This window comes from Microcoleus sp. T2B6 (assembly GCF_036700475.1).
Lineage (GTDB): Bacteria > Cyanobacteriota > Cyanobacteriia > Cyanobacteriales > Microcoleaceae > Microcoleus.
In genome coordinates, this window is sequence record NZ_JAUBOZ010000046.1 from 1 (window position 1) to 18,760 (window position 18,760).

An 18,760-nucleotide genomic window follows, 5' to 3' on the forward strand; every position below is an offset into this window, starting at 1 on the left:
CCGCCCGTCCAAAAAGGACGGGCGGGACGCCCATCCCACTTTCAAGAGTGGAAGTTATTTAATTCTCATTCCTTAACTGCTTTTTTTAAGAGGCTGTCGGGATTTCGCGGATCGACTCCTGTAAACTCTCACACTAGAATTAAGCAGCAAGAAAAGTTAGAATAACGGCAAAACTGAATATTGCCCAGAACAGCCAAACTATCTTTACCGAAGATTAGTCGAGAAAACCAGCCGAATATCAGCCAATATCTTGATTTTGCCTCAATAAAGATGTCCAAGGTCTACAGCACGGCGGAACTCATTAAAATCCTCGAAGAAGAGCGCCAAGCCTGCTTGCATGGGCGGCGCCTCAACTTGACTGAAACTCCTGCTACAGGCAACCCCGTGATTGACCGCTTTCTCAAATCTGAGGGAGTTCAGAAGTTCACTGCTTATCAAAATTTTAAGGCGGCTGTGCACGAATACCAGCGGGAACATCAAGTTTCTGGGATTGTCTGGCGGGAAATGGCGGTTAAAGGCAATACTCTACGCTATCCGGCAGTGGATGACGAATTAATAGCTCTACCGGTTGATTTGATAACGCTGAAGGCAGCTAAGATTTCTATGTTGGAATTCTGGCAGCAGGTAACTGCGGGGATGGATTTGTATTTAAGCATTAACAGCGGGAAGGATTTTCGATCGATCGAGCCGATTGATGTAGAAGCTATAGCCCAGCGCACAGAATGGGCCAATCTCTCCAAGTGGGAAAAGTTGGATTTTCTGGAAATTTTGTTGCAGTTGGGCTGGGGGAAGCCGGAGGAAGCTTATTATAAGCGGGGATGGCCAACCTCCGGCAGTGAGTACATTCACGCCGTCAAACCCGGACAGCGGCCGATTTGTTAATTAGTCAGTAGTCAGTAGTCAGTAGTCAGTAGTCAGTAGTCAGTAGTCAGTAGTCAGTAGTCAGTAGTCAGAAGTCAGTAGTCAGAAGTCAGAAGTCAGAAGTCAGTAGTCAGTAGTCAGTAGTCAGTAGTCAGAAGTCAGAAGTCAGAAGTCAGTAGTCAGTAGTCAGTAGTCAGAAGTCAGAAGTCAGAAGTCAGAAGTCAGAAGTCAGTAGTCAGAAGTCAGTAGTCAGAAGTCAGTAGTCAGAAGTCAGTAGTCAGAAGTCAGTAGTCAGAAGTCAGAAGTCAGAAGTCAGAAGTCAGTAGTCAGAAGTCAGAAGTCAGAAGTCAGTAGTCAGAAGTCAGTAGTTACTGATTATTGGGAGATATTCAAAACAAATAACAAATAACAATTGGCAATTGCCAACTGCCAACTGCCAACTGCCAACGGTCAACGGTCAACTGTCAACTGACATCTGACAAAGCATCAAGCCAAACCACTGATTTGGATCTGTCCAAACCTGCACTGGCATTAAACCACGCTGCGACAGTTCTTTTTTTACAGTATTGAGATTAAACTTGCGCGATATTTCGCTGCGGATAGTTTCTCCCGCTGCAAATTCAATTGTTAAATTGAGAGAACGCAACTGCACTGTTTGCGCTTTTTTACTTTTCAAGTGCATTTCAATTTGACATTCCTCTTGATTGTAAAAAGCCCAATGCTCGAACTGTGCTAAATCAAAATTTCCCTCATATTTTCGATTTAAATGTCGCAGCATATTCAAGTTAAATGCTGCCGTTACTCCTTGACTGTCATCGTAGGCAGGCTCTAAAATATCCTTAGATTTGTCCAAGTCAATTCCCAGCAAAAAATACTCTCCCGGCTGCAGTGCACCGACAATTTGCGAGAAGAATAAATCGCATTCTTGAGCGTTGAGATTGCCGAGGGTACTGCCGAGAAAGCAAATCATTCGGGTTGGCAACGGCGACGGTGCAATTTTAGCTAAGGCTAATTCGTATGTGCTGACAAGTCCGTGAATCTGGAGCGACGGATAATCTGCCAACAGTTGACAAGCGCTGCTTTCTAGGATAGTAGGACTGATATCGATCGGCAAATAGTGCAGGGGATATTCCAGTTGACTGTAAGCATCAAGGAGAATCCGAGTTTTGGTGGAACTGCCGCTGCCGAGTTCGACGATTTGGCAAGGGCCCGTTAAATTGGCGATCGCCCCCGCGCACCCCTGCAAAATTGCCGTCTCAGTGCGTGTCAAGTAGTATTCCGGCAACTGGCAAATCAACTCAAACAGGTTTGAGCCGCGATCGTCGTAGAAATACTTTGGAGGCAGGGATTTGGGGGTTTGAGTCAACCCGCTAACTGCATCGCTGCCAGCATTGATTTCTGCGGGTGTCAGTGCCGCAGCGCTCACCAGCCGCTCTAAATGCAGCCGGTTTTCCTTCGTTGAGGCTGAGTTTGTCGTGTCGGACAGTCTTGGGGATTTCATAAAGTAATTTTTAGATGCACATATATATGGGTATAGCACGCAGTCGCGTTGCCAAATATCGCGCTCAAGTGAGGTTTTTCATGTCGCTCTCGGTTCTGTATTATCTCACCAGATGGATCTCGCACCCACAATTAAAACTTAAATAAAACTTAAAAATTTTCAACTAAAATTATAAAAAACTTCACAAAAGTTTTTTTATTTAATATTTTTACCCGATCAAAGCTTTAGCATTTCGCAAACAAATTTGTCCCTAATTCCCCATCAATCCTTTTATATGGTATCCGTAAAAGAACCGTTATAAGTTAGTAGGGAGGACTTTAGTCCGAGCGAGTGTATTGAGGACTTTAGTCTTCACTAAGAACCAAGGAGCGCACGGAGCCGTGCACTCGATAATTATAATGAAATAGCGAACTACTTAGCGCAGCGAAAACCAGCAATAATTTGCCGCACGCCCGGATAGTACCAATTCCGAAAGGTCGATCGCAGTGCCTGCGGAAAAGTTGCCCAACTCCCGCCTTTCAAAACCCGGTGTTCTCCATCAAAATAAACTTGAGAATATCCCCTGTAAGGATAACTTTCAAATCCCGGATAGGCGTCAAAGCTTGAAGCAGTCCACTCCCAAACATTGCCCAACATATCATAGCAGCCGATCGCACTTGCTCCTTTAGGAAAGGCATCAACTGGCGAGGTATTGGCAATATTATTGCCGTGATTGCACAGGCTGCCATTTGGCGGTTCTTCTCCCCAAGGATAGATGCGATATGTTTGATTGGTGGCATCCCAACTCGCAGCTTTTTCCCATTCTGCTTCCGATGGCAAACGCTTGCCGATAAAGTTGCAGTAAGCTTCGGCTTCGTACCAACTCACGCCGCAGACTGGATGGTTGTTGAAAGCTGGATTTTCTGACCAGTAAAGCGGTTGAGAGACGGCTTCGCCTTGCAGCCATTTCCAGCCGTCTGCTGACCACCAATCAGGGTTTTGATAGCCGCCGGATTCCATGAAATCTTGGTATTGACGGCAAGTGACGGGATAGCGATCGATCGAGTATGCTTCTAAATAACACAGGTGGCGCGATCGCTCATTATCCAAAGCCTCAGCAGCATCGCTTCCCATGTAAAATTCCCCGCCCGGAATTTCAATCGCCGAATCGGTAATTGGGTATCGGGAATTGGGCATTGGGAATTGGGCATTGGGAATTGGGCATTGGGCATTGGGCATTGGGAATTTCTGCTGCTTTATTCCTCGCTGTTGTAGAGAATTAATCCGTGTATCCGTGTCCAAATCCGTGTCGTGCGTTCCTTCCTTTTTCCTGTGCATTTGCAACACGAAAGCAACAGTTTCGCAGTGCTGACTTTCGTGCTGAATAATAAACCGCCAGAGACGTTCTTGCTCGTCGATCGGCGCTACTTCCAAATAATCTAACAGCTTTTTTCTCACCGCGTCCAGATATAATTCAACTTCAGGTAACCTCGGCAGAAAAACCCGTTGTTTTTTCGGCAAAATATCAGCAGCAAACAGTTGGTGATACTGAGGAAACACAGGTTCCAAGCCAGCACATCGTTGCAACAGCCACAAATCCTCAGTATAAGCAATGTGGCCTAAGTGCCAGCCAACTGGACTGAAATCAGGATGAGCTTGACGGCAAAAAGTATCATAATCGATGTCTGCAAATAGCTTGAAAGTGCCGCTGCGACACTGCTGCAAATCGCGATAAATTGCCTCTCTACAAGATTGGATAGATTTCGATATCACGCTCTACTCCGGTACTGATAATGCTCTGGACTGGACACTCGTGCCAATTGCCAGCAAATAAAGGTTCAGAAGCAATGATGACAGAATTTGGGAAATTTAAATCGTCTCGCAGCCAATAGAGGGAAGGAGGGGTTTTTTGGGAAGCAAAGCGAGAGGCAACGAGCTGGTGTCCGTCGCTGATAATTATATTAGCTGAAAATTCTACTTGGTGAAAGTTTGCTAGCTCTGCCAAAGTTTTCAGGGAGTTTTGCAAAGCAGCTTGTATGGTCAGATTTCCGGCGGTCAATTCATTGACAAACAAGGCGAAGATATGCTCTGAGTCTGTAGTACCGTTAATTGATTGATACAGCGTATCGCTGAGGCGATCGCGAATTGGTCTGTAAAGAGTTTGCCGAAAATTCTTCACGAAGCCGTTGTGTACGAACAGCAGGCGATCGTTCTGAAACGGCTGACAGTTGCTCAAATCTACAGGTTGTCCTGAAGTTGCACTGCGAACATATCCGATCGCGCATCCAGATTCAACGTATCGACTGATACTCGGAAGGTTAATGTCGCTCCAAATTGGCTGTACATTTTTATAGGTAAAGGGGTCAGTATCTAGGTGGGAGTGATACCAACCAAGACCAAAACCGTCAGCATTGAGTAGGCCAGAAGTCATTTCGCGGGGATCGTAACTCTGCACAATTAGGGAATGTTCCGGCTTGTACAGAATAGCATCAAGTAAAATCGGCTCCCCGAGGTAGCCAAGCAAACGGCACATAAAATTTTTGCAGCAATTTGATTAGCATTGTAAGTCATTAGCCGAAAAATTGCCCGTTAGCGAAGCCCTCGAAGAGGATCGCCCATCTTCAGCGCTGGAAGGTTTTTTGTAGGCCGCTGCCAGCATCGCAGTACAAACGATACAGTTAAGGTAGAACCCCTGCAGCACAAGGAGACTCTTGAATGTTCCTCGACGAACTCATCCCAATGGCGAAAGAATTGATCGAACAGCCAATCGCCTTCGCGGGCGGATTTTTATCTGGCCTGCTTCGACTCAACCTTCACGAAGATCCCGTTAAAAGCTGGATCGACGAGCAAGCTGGTTCAACTTCCTACACTACTCCCCCAGCCGAACCCACCAACGGTAAAAGCACGGGGCCTCAGTCAATCTCGATCGACTAAGGAAAAGCAGTAACATCCTCCCAACGCCAAACTGATTACAGTTATGGCGTGGGCTTCCAAACTTCACTGTTTGGCTTTTCGCGTTTTTCCCTTACGGGATTTCCAGATTTGGCTAGATTGAATTGCTCACTTCCCGCTAGAAAGTCTGCACAGACACAACCGATTCCCGTATAGCCTTTCTCAGATTGATGAAGTACAATAACAGCAGTGTGTAGAGCAGTTCCAAATATCTTGCTGAGAAAGTTGACGGAATGCAAACTCGATCGCCTTTCCTAATTATTGATAATTTGTTTTGTGGATAAAACGGAAAATATTTGTAAGTTTTGACCATAATTTTTCAGTCTTATGATAAATCAGGCGAAGGGGGCGACAACTATATTACTTTCGCCCTTTTTCTTGATTCCTTTATTTACTGATTTGCCTCTTTTTATGACCATTTTTCATCATTACCAAAGCATTTTTTCATTGTTTCGGTAGGTTGCCGGAGCATAAAAAGTATCAAATCTAATTGTATCATTTTCCTTCTTAAATTAACTTATAGCAATCCTAAATCAGTTGTAAAAATATGTAGGGGTAGTGCTACCCCTACTCCCCGTGCCTACCCCACCCAAGGCGGGGCAACCGGGCGTGGGTTTTGCCCCTACAAGAATTACACAAATCATTTAGGATTGCTATATATTAGAACTTTATGAACCATATAGCAATCCTAAATAAATCGTAATTTTTTTACCCCTCCCCAACCCTCCCCGAAGCCGCGGGGAGTCCGTAAGAAATTCACAAATGATGCGAGGATTGCTATACCTTGTTAGTCGCTTTGTTTCCGAAGATGCTTGGTGATTCGTCGCCCACCTATCACTGATCAGATTAAAATCAAGTATTGTTCACGGGTGGGATTCCTCGCCGCCCCAAAACTCATATCCTGACTCGCCCTGCGGATGAATGAGGATATGAGTTGTGATTAAGCTAACTATTGCAGCCATTACCAAGGGTTGGTCAATCGATTTTAGATTTTAGATTTTAGATTTTAGATTTGAAGCATTAACCCCACGGATAAATTTGGGGGCTTATTTATCGGATACAGGTTTTTTATTTATCCACGCATAAATCCGGGGGCTTGTATCCTGGATGCTTTCGGTCAGTGCGGCAAACCCTTTTAGTCAGAGTCGATCGCCCAGTTGTATGGTAGATAGCACTTGACAGTTAAATTAACAGGTTATTATGTATAGCACAACAAGTTCAGTTCGATCGACATGACTATCTACATTGGAAATCTGTCTTACCGCGCCACCGAAGAAGACCTGAAAGCAGTATTTGCAGAACACGGCACAGTCAAGCGAGTTGTCTTGCCTACCGACAGGGAAACCGGTCGGATGCGCGGTTTTGCATTTGTTGAGATGATGGAGGATGCCCAAGAAGACGCTGCAATTGCCGAATTAGACGGTGCAGAGTGGATGGGGCGTCCCTTGCGAGTGAACAAAGCTAAACCGAAAGAAGAGGGAAATCGAGGCGCAGGTATCAAGAGAAACGGCGGATATTAGTCTGCGATGCGGCGGTTGACATCCTCTCGAAACCCACCTGATGCACCAGTGCGCCAGTAGCGCCGAATTGCTACCAGCAGTTGATTTTGGGGATGAAATGTCAACTCCGCTGCACAAAAACATCGATTATTTACAGGAGCCTGCGGTATGGTTTTATTACAAGAATTTGATGCCCAAGAATGGGTGAAAACGCGCAGTTCCCTAGACGGTGAAGCAACATTTCTCACCTGGAACGGTTATATTTACTCTTTTGTTCCCAACGAACCGAAAAAGCGCTTGTTCAAAATACTTGGCATGAGTGCAAGCAGGTGTATTGCTGACGGCGAGGGCGGCTGGAAATTCACCTCGCGAGAACTAACTTACTATCTAGACCCCAACAGCGGAAAAATTCTCCACAAATGGGAGAACCCTTGGACAGGAGAAACCCTAACGGTTGCTCACGTTGCTAACAACCCCGTCCAAGGGAATTTTAAAGGAATTTTCCCGGCTAAAGTAGAGCCTGAAATTACGACTTTTGTCTTTGACTTATTTCCCAACTATCCTAATCCTTTAGCTGAGGATGCCAGATTTGTTGATTACAGTCCAAATCCCATCTATCAAGCAGCAGAATTATTTAAGCTGACAGTGCCCACAGCAGAATTATTAAATCCCGAACTTGTCTCAGTTTCTCAAGTAATTCTGAGTTGGGATAGAATCGGGCCGTGGCTGGCATGGATGAAAATGGGAAATCGACCCGGTAACATGATTTACAGTGCCACGGGTTCCAAAGTCAAGAGTTGGACAGAATTACCTCAATTGCTGCAAGATGAAATCAAAACTCGCATTCCTTTGTATAAAGATGCGCCGAAATCGCAATTAGATGTGGAAGATATGACTTCTTGGATTTATTTTCAACAGAACTTTGATGCTTATCTCGCGGGAGAAAGATTCCCTCTGCCAGCACCGGAAGCATAAGCTCATAATAGATGAATGCCCTCAATCAGTTCGCGATCGCATGGCGGCCCATGCGAAACCGGGTTTTTTACTGAATCTGCAGGCCCAAACGCGTCTTTTCGTCCATCTTTCCCCGGTTTCGAGCAGTCGGAGTGCGATCGCGAACTGTCAATGTAGGGTGCGCGCACCAGGACATTACCGCATCATATCAAATCCGGTAGCATCGGAATTAATATTACTTACAGCCAGGACACGGCACTGCCGTGCCCCTACAATTAATCTGGCGTAGGGAAGCGGCACGTGCAGTCTCCTCTATATCATAAGGAGTGTAACCGGAACTGATATCAGTCAAATTAATTTGTAGTGAAGAATGCAAGTCTTGTGATTTTTATTAAGACTTGCATTCTTCACTACAAACCTGATTCTATCAATGTCCAAAAATATCCGTCAGGTGCAATGAAGGAAAAACTTTGTTCCCCAAATTCATTAGCGACTATTTCTGTGATTTTTTGTGCATTGCTGGCTTTGACTCGCTCCAAATATTCTGCAATACTAGACACTCGATATGTGTACAGCGACATTCCCAAACATCCGGGATTGGCGCGCTCAAATCGATCGCTTAGTGCGATCGAACTCGGAAACCTCAGAATATACAGTCTACCCGATCGCGCGGCCTTAAAATCTGTTTTCGACGATCGGGGGTCATCAAAAGCTGTCACCACAAATCCTTCCCCAGACTGAAGCTCAAAAATCTCCCTTCCGGCGAGGGAAGAGTCAAAGGTAGTTTCTACATCGCGCGCCCGAATCAACCCCAGAACTTCTTCATAAAATAGCAGCGTTTCTTTTCTGTCATCTTGAATTACCATTCCCATGTGGGTAATTTGACTGGTTTTTAAAAGAGCATTTGAATTGATTTTCCCGTAATTAGGCAAAGCATAATTGAATCTTTGAAAAAAAACTTGCCGACTCAAAGGCTGCAAAAGCATCATCTCACGCACTCCGACAGCCGCCTCGACAAAAGGACACGGTTTTTGCTCTTTGTTGTAAATAATCTTCCAGTGCGGGGATGTATATTTGACCTGCAAATTGGCAGATTCAGCCTCTTCGGCATGGTTGAGTATATTCAACAAATCAGCAGTTAAAGTAGTTGCCCAACGGTTGCCTTTAACCTTCATTGACGACATTTGCAAACCATCGTTTGTAGGTTTTTCCCAAATCATCAAGCGAATTAATCCGTGATCCGCATCTTGGTGATAGAGTCGAATCGATCGCACTTTTGAACTAACTCCATATAATTCGCCAGCTTCGGATGCCGAGAATTCTCCTATTTTACCGATCCGATATCCAAATTGCTCCCAATATTGCAGTTGTGGAATCGCATCGGCTACGCCAATACACACTTCGTAAATGCCTGCGATGGAAAGGGGCTGCACTTGATTCATACTTTTTGAAACATAATTTACGCACTTTTACATCGGAGTGTTCGCTGTGAGATATCTAAGCGAGATATATAGCGGTTCTCAAGCGTGGTAAGGTATGCCCACGGAGGCCACGGAGGCCACGGAGGCCATGAGTACCGGGAGCATCTCACCTTTGCAGCCCTCCGCTAGAAATTGGAGTTTTGAGGCAGGAGGCAGAAGGAAAGAGGAAGAAGGAAAGAGGAAGAAGGAAAGAGGAAGAAGGAAAGAGGAAGAAGGAAAGAGGAAGAAGGAAGGAGCCAGAAGAAGGAAGGAGCCAGAAGAAGTATTTTTACAAATATGAGATGCTCCCTGAGTACCTCATATGAGAGCTCGAAAGGCTATATATAGGCAAAGCTTTGCAGGGTGTTCCAAGCCAGATATATAGGCAAAGCTTTGCAGGATGAGCGCACTCCTAAAAAAAACGCTTTTTACCAAACCGGGATGCTTCCGATACATCGCCGATCAAACCAAGATTTATTAGAATAAACCGGGTTGATGAGCGTTAATCTTAGAAAGAGTAAACTCGCCCTTTTTCATCAATATAAACTGATCGGTCTTGCCTAGTGCTGCCGTCTGCTCTGGTGATGCGAATCGTCACAATGTTTGTCTGCGAGTCAACGTTATAGTCGTATTTCAAAGTTGTGGTTCCTGTTGTGGCATTAATCGGAATATTGGCAATATCGCCGGTGCGATTGCTGATACGAACAATGATGTTTTTGCTGGTTCCGACGGGCAAAGATGACAAGCTGGCATCTGATTGACCGTATTCTAGGTTTAATCCAGTTTCATTTAACAGTCTTAGGGTAATGTTGCGAGTATTGTCAACCTGCGCTTGAGGTTGCCAGAACCCGGGTTTTTTGCCACCGTCAGTTGCAGGTTGAGATAATGCTGGGTGAGGAGGCAGAAAGCCCAGGGCGGCAAGTATTGCTGCGGTTGCAATAATTTTTGATTTCACGGTTTTTACCTCCGGGTAAAGGGTTGGCGATATTTCTATCTTAGCTTTAAAATCAAATCTTTTGATAGCGGAAGGAAAAAGAAGGCAGAAGGCAGAAGGCAGAAGGCAGAAGGCAGAAGGCAGAAGGCAGAAGCAGTAAAAGCAATAAAAGCAAGGGCTTCACCAATTAAAAATGTCCTCACTGTCTGGGCGGTTGCTATATAATTAGAAACCGGATTTCTGTAGTTGTTAATATTCCTGGACGCACGGGTTGTCTAGAAAGCCGATTTCTGAGCGGGTGGCTGCTTGCCAAAGCTATGATTTAGAGTAGAAACCGGATTTCTGAGGTCAAGTGCGTCCGGGAGTTGTTAATTGTTAATTATCGATCGAGCGGCTTCTAGCAGCAGGCGCTGTTCGGCGCGGACGATCGCCCTGCTAGTTTGTTCTACAGCATCGACATTGACCGAAATAGACGAAATCCCCCACCGCACGAAGGATTCAACTGTATCGGGATACAATGCGGGAGCGTCGCCGCAGATTGAGCAAGGAATCCCGGCGGCCCGGGCCTGTTTGATTAATTGTTCGATCGCCCTCATCACTGCTCGATCGCGCCCGTTGAATGCACCTGCTACCTGTTCGGAGTTGCGGTGAATGCCTAACAGCAATTGGGTTAAATCGTTAGTGCCGATAGAAATTCCTTGAACTCCGGCTTTTACGTAATCTGGTAATAAAAATAACACCGAAGGAACTTCCGCCATAATCCACAGTAGAAATTCGGGCGATCGGTTTTTCCAAACTGTTTCTAAGCGCTGGCGGCAGTAGATAAACTCCTCAACCGAGCGCACGAAAGGCAAAATTAAATTAACATTAGTATGACCTGACTCGCAGACTTTTTGAAGTACGCACAGTTCCCAATCAAATAATTCCGGTTCAAAGGTATAACTGAAACTGCCGTGGACGCCTGACTCGCGTAAATCGAGAGATCGATAAAATATTGGCTGCGGCGAAACGGCAGCAGCAAATAAACTCAGGCAATCCGCCATGCGATCGACAAATTCCGATTGGCGGCCGTCTTGTAGCCAAACTTTGGGGTTTTGACAGTCCAAAGCTTCTAATGCCATTAATTCCGATCGCAGCAATCCGATGCCGTCTATTGGCAGATTTTTGAGGCGGTCAATCGAACTTGTTTGGCTGACATTAACTAGCAGTTGAGTCGCCGTTGGTGGGCCCCAAACATATTGAGTAGACTCAGATTGTCGAGCTTTAGACGCCCAATTGGACGATCGATCGGAGGTAGAAGATTGGTGATTGGCTATTGACATTTTGGCTGCTGTACTGTATATATCTGCCTTTTTTGGTGTGTCCCGAAGTCGGCGGCTGTCTCCTGTCTCGATCGCATCCGGTTGAGTGAGGGCAAAAACTTCTCCGCTATCGCCGTCTACCAAAACCGAATCGCCCGAGGCGATCGCCCGAGTGGCCCCGGCCACTCCCACAACGGCGGGAATCCCCAATTCTCTCGCTAAAATGGCGCCGTGGCAGGTCATGCCTCCTTGTTCCGCAACCACCCCAGCAGCCACCTTCAGCCAAGGCAGCCAATTCGGATCGATTGTCGGGGCTACTAAAATGCCTCCCGCTAAGAATTCCGCGTTTTCTGGGTGGGAATTAGTCATAACTTGGGCAATTGCTTCGGCTTTTCCTGATGCTGCTGCCAAACCTCTGAGTATGGCAGGAGTTCGGGCTGGGGCGATCGAGTTTGGCTGCGGGAGGGCGATCGAAGTTTTCTCTAGTGGCGCGACTTTTTCCGCTTTCACAAGACGAACTTGAGTGAAATAAAACTGCGGTTCGCCACTGTTTGCTGTCTGGTTTAGCGTCCACTCCAAAATTAAATCTGAGTCAAATTCGGCGATCGCTTTTTTACTCAAATCAATGATTTCTTGCAGTTGCGATTCCTCTAAAACGTATTCTGTTTGTGCTTCCTCTCCCAGCGCTAAAACTTGCACGCAACAGTCAGCAAAGTCAGGAATTATAAATGGAGAATCGGGAATTGGGAAAGCAGCAAACTTGCCCAGCAGCAGTTTTTTTTTCGGTTCACCATCGCCGAGTTTGAGATTGTAGGCTAATGTTTTGTAACCGATCCGCTGGAATTTAACCGCGCTTGTTTCCGGCTGCACTTGATAGTAATCGGGGATGGTTTCTCCCCTAGCGAGGGACAATCCCAAACCGCTGGTGGCTTGGACTTCCCACTGTGCACCCGCCTGTGTTTTCACCTCGCCCGCGGCGATCGCTTCTTGAAGTGGCTGCACCAAAACTGCAGGATTGATTTGCTGTACCCGCAGGCCGCACCGCTGCCAGTAAAATAGACTTCGGGCTCTGAACATTTCTGCCCAAGCTCGTTTGAGTCCGGCCCCAATGGCTTCGGGTTCTGCCCGTACTGCCTGAGATTCCAGAATGCCGACTGTTTTCGGGTTCCAGGAAGTCAGGGAAGGGCGAAAAATTAAGGCTGTGGAGTTTAAGTTTGACTGTGAGTTGAGTTGAGAAACCGCAGACTCTAGGGTGGAGAGCAGTGAATCGGGCAGTTTGCCGGCGAGGATTTGGTGGCGGATGCTGCGGGCGATCGATTGCAGTTGTCTGGGTTCATCGACATTCAAGTGCAGGGAAGAGTGTGGCCAGTCAGCAAACAGCGGTTCTAGGCACTCGATCGACTCTAAAAACTGCCAGAATGTTGTAGCCGGCACGACAAAACCCGGTACAACGGGATGATTTTTCTGGAGCAAAGAGCTCAAGTAAAATGCTTTTTCTCCCACTGCATCTCTGTCTGAAGGTTGAATTTTGTCTAACCAGTAGAGGTTTTTCACGCTGCGAGCCTGTCGGTGGAAACTGATTGAAGTTGAAAGTTTTTCCCATTAATCACTTACGATAATTTTAGGATGAACAAGCGAAAATGGACGGGATTAGTCAAATCTTTTCTCAATCTATTTCTTAAGTCTAACTGTCCTCTTTGTCAGCGACCGGCTGCCGGAGAGTTTTGTCCGTACTGTCACAAGCAACTTCAGCGATGTCAGTTAAGCGATCCCGGTCGATTTTGGCATTCAGAGCAGCGTGTTTTTGTGTGGGGTGAGTATGGCGGGGCTCTCAAACGGGCGATCGCAGCTTTGAAATATGACGACAATCCGCAATTAGCGAAACCTCTAGGCGGCTGGCTGGCGGAAGCTTGGCTGAGTTTTCCTGAATTAGCTATAGACAATTTAACGGTTGTACCGATTCCCCTGCATCAAGAAAAGCTCAAGCAGCGCGGTTTTAACCAGGCGGAACTTTTGGCTGAAAGTTTTTGTGAGCTGACTGGTTTGCCTTTGCAGCGGCACGGTTTGGAGCGGGTGAAAAATACTCAGGCTTTATTCGCTCTGACGCCACAGCAGCGACAAGCGGAAATGAAAAATGCTTTAGGTTTGGGGAAAGATTTTCGTCGTCGGCGCCCGCGCGATCGAGTGCTGTTAGTTGATGATATTTACACTAGCGGTACTACGGTTAAGTCGGCAATTAAAATATTGGAAGAGTCGGGAATTTCGGTTTACGGAACTGTGGCACTTGCAACTCCGAATAAGAGCGATCGGTAAGTTGTGAATGGCTTGAATTTTAAACAGGTTTGTAGTGATACCAATTTAATGTGAAGTTGCACATATCTCGCTCCCCCTAAATCCCCCTGATTGTTGGGGGAATTTGAGAATAATCTTGTCCCCCCCTTATTAAGGGGGGCTAGGGGGGATCAGATTCTACGGGGCCTCATAAAAAATTGGTATTGTAAAACTTCATTAAGTTTCTCGTCAAAGATAGTCAGGAGTAGTATATGCTGACTGAACAGAAGGATTTGGACTGCCCAAGCAACCGCTTTCAACGCGGTCTTTATTTACGGGCCACACCTATCACTCATGCAGCTAGCCGATTGGCAAACACATCCACAGAGGTTTGTACAAAACCGCAGATGGTTTGTTAATTAATGCGCTCCGTGAATGGGTATTACATGATCGTGGCAAAAGCACTCCCAAAAGCATTGAGCAATGGGATAGGGAGCTGCGTAGCTCAGCCGAGGCGGGTCAATCCGCTCAAAGTAAAAGTGAAGGGGGAGGGACCGAAGGCCTCCCATGTCATGTAATAGATGACTATACTTTTACCAGCTATGAGGACTAAACTCATCAGGTTTGTGGACGCACTTGCGACTTCAGAAACCCGGTTTCTACGAATATTTCTCGTTCCTCGACGCAAAACTCGTAGAAACCGGGTTTCTCGCCCCCCGCGAGTCAGCCCTGAAACTGTCCGAAGTGTTGATTAATTATGATTTGCTAATAAGATTTTTTGGAAAAAACGAACCGCGAAGACGCGAAGGACGCGAAGAAAGAGAAGGGAGAGAGTTTAGGCTGAAAGTGGGAATTGGTGGCTGATGTTCCACCGGCTGCCGTCGTGAAGCAGTAAAGTTAACGCCGAGGCGGTAAACTCAAAGTGGAGCGATCGCCCTGCAAATTCCAACCAAGCCGTTTGAAAATTCTCTTTAGTTAAATCGCGAAACGCTACTGTCATGTGCGGTACAAATGGGCGACTTTGAGAAACTCGATCGACAATTCCCAAATTTGCCTCCAAATAACTCATCAAATCTTTGTGAATCTCCAGCAATTCGAGTGATTTGACAACATCAGCGTAAATGACGCGGGGCGCGAAAGCAGCAAAACCGGATAGAGTAACGGGAATGGGCAGCCGATTTGCAGAAAACTGGTTCAAACTTTCCTCTAATTTGGGAACATCCTCCGCTAACGAGTGAAAAGGAGGTTGCAGCGTGATGTGCGGCGGCGAATTCAAAGCACCGCGGCTGTTGTAATGTTCCGCAAAATACTGTTGAATCTCAGTAATGTGCTGTTCAATATCGGGAGGCGGCACTAGGGCAATAAAAAATCGCTGTTTTGACTGGTTCATAGGATACGATCGCAGTGAGGAAGAAATGGCGGAGTATGGAAAATCGAGTATTTACTCAAGGCTTGTACCAACAACTCCATTCCCAATCTACAATCCAAAATCCAAAATCTAAAATCTAAAATTTAAAATGCCTTGGTTTGTCAAAATTGAGCAAGGAATTGTCGAAAAGCCTGTCTTTGACCAATACGTGCCAGCTCACAGAGCTTATGTCCGAGAGTTGATTTCTAAAGGACACCGAGCGAAAACTGGCTACTGGGCGCGGCGCGGCGGCGGTATGTTGATGTTTGAGGCGGGTTCGATGGATGAGGCGAAGGCGATCGTCGCTGAAGACCCGCTGGTGAAGAACGGTTGCGTTATTTATGAAATTTATCACTGGTGTGTGGTTGAAGAATAAATAACTGTGTTATACTCATAAATGAACTGGACCCACGCGATTCCAACGCCCAAATCTTGTCAGGACCGGAAGGTAGCAGCAACACGGGATGCTTGTAATAGGCGTGGTCTCCGGTTCACCCAGTTTTATGAGGTGTAGCTCCTATGCCTGGTTTCGGAGATATTTTACAAAAAGCAGTTTACCTTGGTGTTGGGCTAGCTTCCTACGCTGGTGAAAAAGCTGGCAGCAAGTTAACTGAATTACGCACTGAAGCCCAAAAGCTGGCAGACGAATTAGTCAAGCGTGGCGAGATGTCAACGGAAGAAGCTCGCCGCTTTGTTGATGACATGGTGCAACAGGCTCAGCAGCAGCCCCCCGTAGCCTCGGCTGGGAACGAAAAACCCGCTGAACCTCGGCGGATTGAAATTGTTTCTGAGGAAGAAGATGTCTCGGCAAAAGATGCTAAAGAGACAGGCGGCGTAGACAAGCTCCGCGAACAAGTGCAGAATTTACAAGAGGAATTGCGGCGGCTGAAGCGGGATTAAGCAGGAAAAAGCTCGCTCAGTAAAGCAGGAAGGGAACTCAGGATAATAATCTTGAGTTCCCTTTTTGAATATTTCCCCTGTCAGATGTGGACGGATATCAGGCAATAGGTAATAGAATTGAAAGTAGGTGCGATCGCTTCGCATGAGGCTGGCTGCACCTGTCTGTAAAATATTTTGTAATAGCCAACTGTCAAATTCATGGAAGATTGGTCTAAAGATTTTTTTGGAGTAATGGAAAATGCTGTCTCTGAAGTAGAGCAGTTTTTCAGCGAAATGGGCGAAGAGTTTGTCGAAATGCTGGACGTTTTGGCAAAAATGTCGGAAGAGTTTACAGAACAAGTACAAAATAATCTGATTAACGACATTGACGGTTATTTCAATGAATTTGACGGTTTATTTAATGAATTTATCGAACCGATAATTGAAATTTACCGCGACTTCGACCCTGAGTTTGATGAGATAGATTTGTCGATGGTTACTTATGTTGATCCTTCGCCGACGCAGCAGCCCGCTTGTCGCGGTTGTCGCAACTATCACGGTCAAGTTTACGGGGGAAATTTGTTGGTTTGTGCGATGCACCCTACTGGTGTGGAATCGGAGAGTTGTGCTGATTGGGAAACTGACAGCGATATGAATCCTTTTTAAGACGGGAGTTGAGTTGTTGAGGGGTTAATGGCTTATGGTAACGTCAATTCAGTCTCCGTCAAAGATTTCTCTGGAAGAGTTTCTGCTATTGCCAGAGACTAAGCCGGCTAGCGAGTATGTTGACGGTCAAATTTCTCAAAAAGCTATGCCCCAAGGAAAACACAGTACGTTACAATTCGAGTTTCCATCTGTTATTAATCGAGTTGGCAAACCGCAAAAGTTAGCTTTTGCTTTTCCCCAATTGCGCTGCACTTTTGGGGGATGTGCTGTTGTTCCAGATTTAGCAGTATTTGAGTGGTCGCGCATTCCTCTAAATTCTCAGGGAGAAATTGAAAATAGGTTTGAAATTGCTCCAGATTGGATAATTGAGATTTTATCGCCGGATCAAAGTTCAACTCGCGTGATTAAGAAGATTCTGTTTTGCCTCAAGAATCATACTAAATTAGGTTGGCTGATTGACCCGGAAGAAGAATTGGTAATTGTTTTTAAACCGCAGCAGGAACCTGAGATTAAAGAGAATGAAGATATTTTACCTGTACTGGATGTGCTGTCGGATTTGCAATTGTCGGCGACAAATTTGTTTGAGTTGTTAAGTTTTAATTAGAAATGAGTTACAGTTGAGTCAGGGTAATTTTGCATCTAACGGCATTTAAAGGTGAATCGCTCAACGGCTAATAATTCGCAATTTGGGTTTCCGAAGATGCCGCCATCGCTGCAATTGCGACAGTACCAGCGAGTGGCGGTTGCTAATTGGTTTGCGAATCAGGGACGCGGTACGCTGAAGATGGCGACGGGTAGTGGCAAGACGATTACTGCACTGGCGATCGCCACTGAATTATACAATAAAATTAACCTGCGAGTCCTGCTCGTAATTTGCCCTTACTGCCACCTGGTTAATCAGTGGGCACGCGAATCCGAGAAATTTGGTTTAAAACCTATTTTGGCTTTTGATAGCGCCCGCAGTTGGCAAAATAAGCTGGCTGCGGGTTTGTATGAAGTGCGATCTGGTGATAGAGCATTTCTCACAATCATCACTACTAATGCTACCTTAATGGGAGATAGTTTGCGATCGCAACTGCGCTATTTCCCAGAAAAAACCCTGATTATTGGAGACGAAGTTCACAACTTAGGCGCGCCCCGTTTAGGAGAAAGTTTGCCGCGCAATATTGGACTGCGACTCGCCCTTTCCGCCACCCCAGAAAGGCATTTCGACGAACAAGGAACCGAAGCTATTTTAGATTATTTTGGCCCGGTTTTGCAGCCGGAACTTACCTTAGCCGACGCCATCCGCCAAAAAGCCTTAGTACATTATTTATACTATCCAATTTTAGTAGAATTGACAGAAGCAGAAACCCGCAAGTATTCCCGCTTAACTCAAAAAATTGGCTGGGCGCTTTGGGGCGATGAAAAAGTAGAAGAAAATGATGCTTTAACAACTTTATTAATGCAGCGAGCTCGGTTAATTGGGGCTGCGGCTAATAAATTAGTAGCTTTGCGAGAATTAATGATTCACCGTCTCGACACCGCCCATACTTTATTTTACTGCGGCGATGGTGCGATCGAAGGAAGTGCGCGCCGAAATAACAACCGCCAACTAACAGAAACCGCGAAGTTATTGGGTTCGGAATTAGGCTACCGAGTTAACACTTATACTGCGGCAACTCCTTTAGCAGAAAGAGAACGATTGCGTCAGCAATTTGAGAGTGGAGAATTGCAAGGTTTAGTCGCGATTCGCTGTTTGGATGAAGGCGTGGATATTCCAGCAATTCGCAATGCTGTAATTTTAGCAAGCAGCAGCAATCCGCGCCAGTTTATTCAGCGCCGAGGACGCATTTTGCGGCCGCATCCGGGGAAGGAAAGAGCAACTTTATTTGACATGATAGTTTTGCCTCCAGATTTGGGTCGCGAAACCTTAGAAGTCGAGCGCAATTTGCTGCGAAAAGAGTTGAAGCGGTTCTTGGAATTTGCCGATTTAGCCGACAATGCTGGGGAAGCTAGAGTGAAATTGCTGCAACTTCAGAAGCGTTACGGGCTATTAGACATTTGACATTTATTAAGGTTCGGTTTATGTTTAAGAATAGAGAATTAGTTGAGC

General features: G+C 46.0%; 18 protein-coding genes and 1 other RNA gene. 12 read left to right on the forward strand and 7 right to left on the reverse strand.

Annotated features, from left to right (window positions below; all coding sequences use genetic code 11):
• Positions 1-270: 270 nt before the first annotated feature.
• Positions 271-882: a hypothetical protein gene (locus QUA00_RS19935; RefSeq protein ID WP_333109415.1), complete on the forward strand. Its 612-nt coding sequence runs from the start codon at positions 271-273 to the stop codon at positions 880-882.
• 436 nt (positions 883-1,318) lie between these two features.
• On the opposite strand, the gene egtD is transcribed toward QUA00_RS19935, so the two are convergent.
• The 3 genes from egtD to egtC form a co-directional block, all read right to left on the reverse strand.
• Complete coding sequence (gene egtD, locus QUA00_RS19940) at positions 1,319-2,362, reverse strand: L-histidine N(alpha)-methyltransferase (protein ID WP_333144029.1); 1,044 nt, start codon at positions 2,360-2,362, stop codon at positions 1,319-1,321.
• A gap of 411 nt (positions 2,363-2,773) precedes the next feature.
• The gene (locus QUA00_RS19945) at positions 2,774-4,114 is read right to left on the reverse strand and encodes an ergothioneine biosynthesis protein EgtB (RefSeq protein ID WP_333144030.1); all 1,341 of its coding nucleotides are present in this window, start codon (positions 4,112-4,114) and stop codon (positions 2,774-2,776) included.
• Positions 4,086-4,874 carry an ergothioneine biosynthesis protein EgtC gene (gene egtC, locus QUA00_RS19950; RefSeq protein WP_333410893.1) on the reverse strand — a complete coding sequence of 263 codons (789 nt, stop codon included), beginning with the start codon at positions 4,872-4,874 and terminating at the stop codon, positions 4,086-4,088. The genes QUA00_RS19945 and egtC overlap by 29 nt, the downstream gene beginning before the upstream one ends.
• Before the next feature lie 182 nt (positions 4,875-5,056).
• Here egtC and QUA00_RS19955 point away from each other — a divergent pair, with 182 nt between their 5' ends.
• The 3 genes from QUA00_RS19955 (at position 5,057) to QUA00_RS19965 (ending at position 7,767) form a co-directional block, all read left to right on the forward strand.
• Positions 5,057-5,275: a hypothetical protein gene (locus QUA00_RS19955; RefSeq protein WP_190736419.1), complete on the forward strand. Its 219-nt coding sequence runs from the start codon at positions 5,057-5,059 to the stop codon at positions 5,273-5,275.
• 1,250 nt (positions 5,276-6,525) lie between these two features.
• Entirely contained in the window at positions 6,526-6,813 is a 288-nt protein-coding gene (locus tag QUA00_RS19960) for an RNA-binding protein (RefSeq protein WP_333410894.1), read from the forward strand.
• 147 nt (positions 6,814-6,960) lie between these two features.
• Positions 6,961-7,767 (forward strand): DUF1838 domain-containing protein, encoded by an 807-nt coding sequence (locus QUA00_RS19965; protein ID WP_333109620.1) that lies wholly within the window; start codon positions 6,961-6,963, stop codon positions 7,765-7,767.
• A 389-nt stretch (positions 7,768-8,156) separates the two neighbouring features.
• Here QUA00_RS19965 and QUA00_RS19970 read toward each other — a convergent pair whose 3' ends face one another.
• On the reverse strand, positions 8,157-9,188 hold the full coding sequence (locus tag QUA00_RS19970; RefSeq protein ID WP_333410895.1) for a VOC family protein: 1,032 nt from the start codon (positions 9,186-9,188) through the stop codon (positions 8,157-8,159).
• A gap of 94 nt (positions 9,189-9,282) precedes the next feature.
• On the opposite strand from QUA00_RS19970, the gene QUA00_RS19975 reads away from it, so the two are divergent.
• Entirely contained in the window at positions 9,283-9,507 is a 225-nt protein-coding gene (locus tag QUA00_RS19975; protein WP_333308593.1) for a hypothetical protein, read from the forward strand.
• A 207-nt stretch (positions 9,508-9,714) separates the two neighbouring features.
• Here the strand turns inward: QUA00_RS19975 and QUA00_RS19980 are convergent, their stop codons facing one another.
• Positions 9,715-10,161, reverse strand: coding sequence for a hypothetical protein (locus QUA00_RS19980; RefSeq protein ID WP_333144034.1), 447 nt, complete (start codon positions 10,159-10,161; stop codon positions 9,715-9,717).
• Positions 10,162-10,508: 347 nt separating this feature from the next.
• Complete coding sequence (locus tag QUA00_RS19985; RefSeq protein ID WP_333410896.1) at positions 10,509-12,995, reverse strand: putative PEP-binding protein; 2,487 nt, start codon at positions 12,993-12,995, stop codon at positions 10,509-10,511.
• Positions 12,996-13,067: 72 nt separating this feature from the next.
• Between QUA00_RS19985 and QUA00_RS19990 the strand changes: the two genes are divergently transcribed.
• Positions 13,068-13,754, forward strand: coding sequence for a ComF family protein (locus QUA00_RS19990; RefSeq protein ID WP_333410897.1), 687 nt, complete (start codon positions 13,068-13,070; stop codon positions 13,752-13,754).
• Between the two features lie 793 nt (positions 13,755-14,547).
• Here QUA00_RS19990 and QUA00_RS19995 read toward each other — a convergent pair.
• On the reverse strand, positions 14,548-15,102 hold the full coding sequence (locus tag QUA00_RS19995) for a 2'-5' RNA ligase family protein (protein ID WP_333410898.1): 555 nt from the start codon (positions 15,100-15,102) through the stop codon (positions 14,548-14,550).
• 127 nt (positions 15,103-15,229) lie between these two features.
• On the opposite strand from QUA00_RS19995, the gene QUA00_RS20000 reads away from it, so the two are divergent.
• From QUA00_RS20000 to QUA00_RS20025, 6 genes are all read left to right on the forward strand, one after another.
• Positions 15,230-15,496 carry a YciI family protein gene (locus QUA00_RS20000; protein ID WP_265234333.1) on the forward strand — a complete coding sequence of 89 codons (267 nt, stop codon included), beginning with the start codon at positions 15,230-15,232 and terminating at the stop codon, positions 15,494-15,496.
• Positions 15,497-15,519: 23 nt separating this feature from the next.
• Positions 15,520-15,616: signal recognition particle sRNA small type (gene ffs, locus QUA00_RS20005), an RNA gene on the forward strand.
• A gap of 23 nt (positions 15,617-15,639) precedes the next feature.
• A complete protein-coding gene (locus QUA00_RS20010; RefSeq protein ID WP_333056143.1) occupies positions 15,640-16,020 on the forward strand; it encodes a phasin-related domain-containing protein in 381 nt (126 codons plus the stop codon).
• A gap of 198 nt (positions 16,021-16,218) precedes the next feature.
• Positions 16,219-16,665: a hypothetical protein gene (locus QUA00_RS20015; protein WP_333285386.1), complete on the forward strand. Its 447-nt coding sequence runs from the start codon at positions 16,219-16,221 to the stop codon at positions 16,663-16,665.
• Between the two features lie 34 nt (positions 16,666-16,699).
• Entirely contained in the window at positions 16,700-17,269 is a 570-nt protein-coding gene (locus tag QUA00_RS20020; RefSeq protein WP_333105222.1) for a Uma2 family endonuclease, read from the forward strand.
• A gap of 96 nt (positions 17,270-17,365) precedes the next feature.
• Positions 17,366-18,712, forward strand: a complete 1,347-nt coding sequence (locus QUA00_RS20025; RefSeq protein WP_333410916.1) for a DNA phosphorothioation system restriction enzyme — start codon at positions 17,366-17,368, stop codon at positions 18,710-18,712.
• The last annotated feature ends 48 nt before the right edge of the window (positions 18,713-18,760 follow it).

What these genes read in the sequence shown, in the direction of transcription:
- QUA00_RS19960 (WP_333410894.1), top strand. Translation starts at nt 6,526, where the DNA reads ATGACTATCTACATTGGAAATCTGTCTTACCGCGCCACCGAAGAAGAC.
- QUA00_RS19990 (WP_333410897.1), top strand. Translation starts at nt 13,068, where the DNA reads ATGAACAAGCGAAAATGGACGGGATTAGTCAAATCTTTTCTCAATCTA.
- QUA00_RS19975 (WP_333308593.1), top strand. Translation starts at nt 9,283, where the DNA reads ATGCCCACGGAGGCCACGGAGGCCACGGAGGCCATGAGTACCGGGAGC.
- QUA00_RS19955 (WP_190736419.1), top strand. Translation starts at nt 5,057, where the DNA reads ATGTTCCTCGACGAACTCATCCCAATGGCGAAAGAATTGATCGAACAG.
- QUA00_RS19965 (WP_333109620.1), top strand. Translation starts at nt 6,961, where the DNA reads ATGGTTTTATTACAAGAATTTGATGCCCAAGAATGGGTGAAAACGCGC.
- egtC (WP_333410893.1), bottom strand. Translation starts at nt 4,874, where the DNA reads ATGTGCCGTTTGCTTGGCTACCTCGGGGAGCCGATTTTACTTGATGCT.
- QUA00_RS20010 (WP_333056143.1), top strand. Translation starts at nt 15,640, where the DNA reads ATGCCTGGTTTCGGAGATATTTTACAAAAAGCAGTTTACCTTGGTGTT.
- QUA00_RS20000 (WP_265234333.1), top strand. Translation starts at nt 15,230, where the DNA reads ATGCCTTGGTTTGTCAAAATTGAGCAAGGAATTGTCGAAAAGCCTGTC.
- QUA00_RS19970 (WP_333410895.1), bottom strand. Translation starts at nt 9,188, where the DNA reads ATGAATCAAGTGCAGCCCCTTTCCATCGCAGGCATTTACGAAGTGTGT.
- QUA00_RS20015 (WP_333285386.1), top strand. Translation starts at nt 16,219, where the DNA reads ATGGAAGATTGGTCTAAAGATTTTTTTGGAGTAATGGAAAATGCTGTC.
- QUA00_RS20025 (WP_333410916.1), top strand. Translation starts at nt 17,366, where the DNA reads ATGCCGCCATCGCTGCAATTGCGACAGTACCAGCGAGTGGCGGTTGCT.
- QUA00_RS20020 (WP_333105222.1), top strand. Translation starts at nt 16,700, where the DNA reads ATGGTAACGTCAATTCAGTCTCCGTCAAAGATTTCTCTGGAAGAGTTT.
- egtD (WP_333144029.1), bottom strand. Translation starts at nt 2,362, where the DNA reads ATGAAATCCCCAAGACTGTCCGACACGACAAACTCAGCCTCAACGAAG.
- QUA00_RS19935 (WP_333109415.1), top strand. Translation starts at nt 271, where the DNA reads ATGTCCAAGGTCTACAGCACGGCGGAACTCATTAAAATCCTCGAAGAA.
- QUA00_RS19995 (WP_333410898.1), bottom strand. Translation starts at nt 15,102, where the DNA reads ATGAACCAGTCAAAACAGCGATTTTTTATTGCCCTAGTGCCGCCTCCC.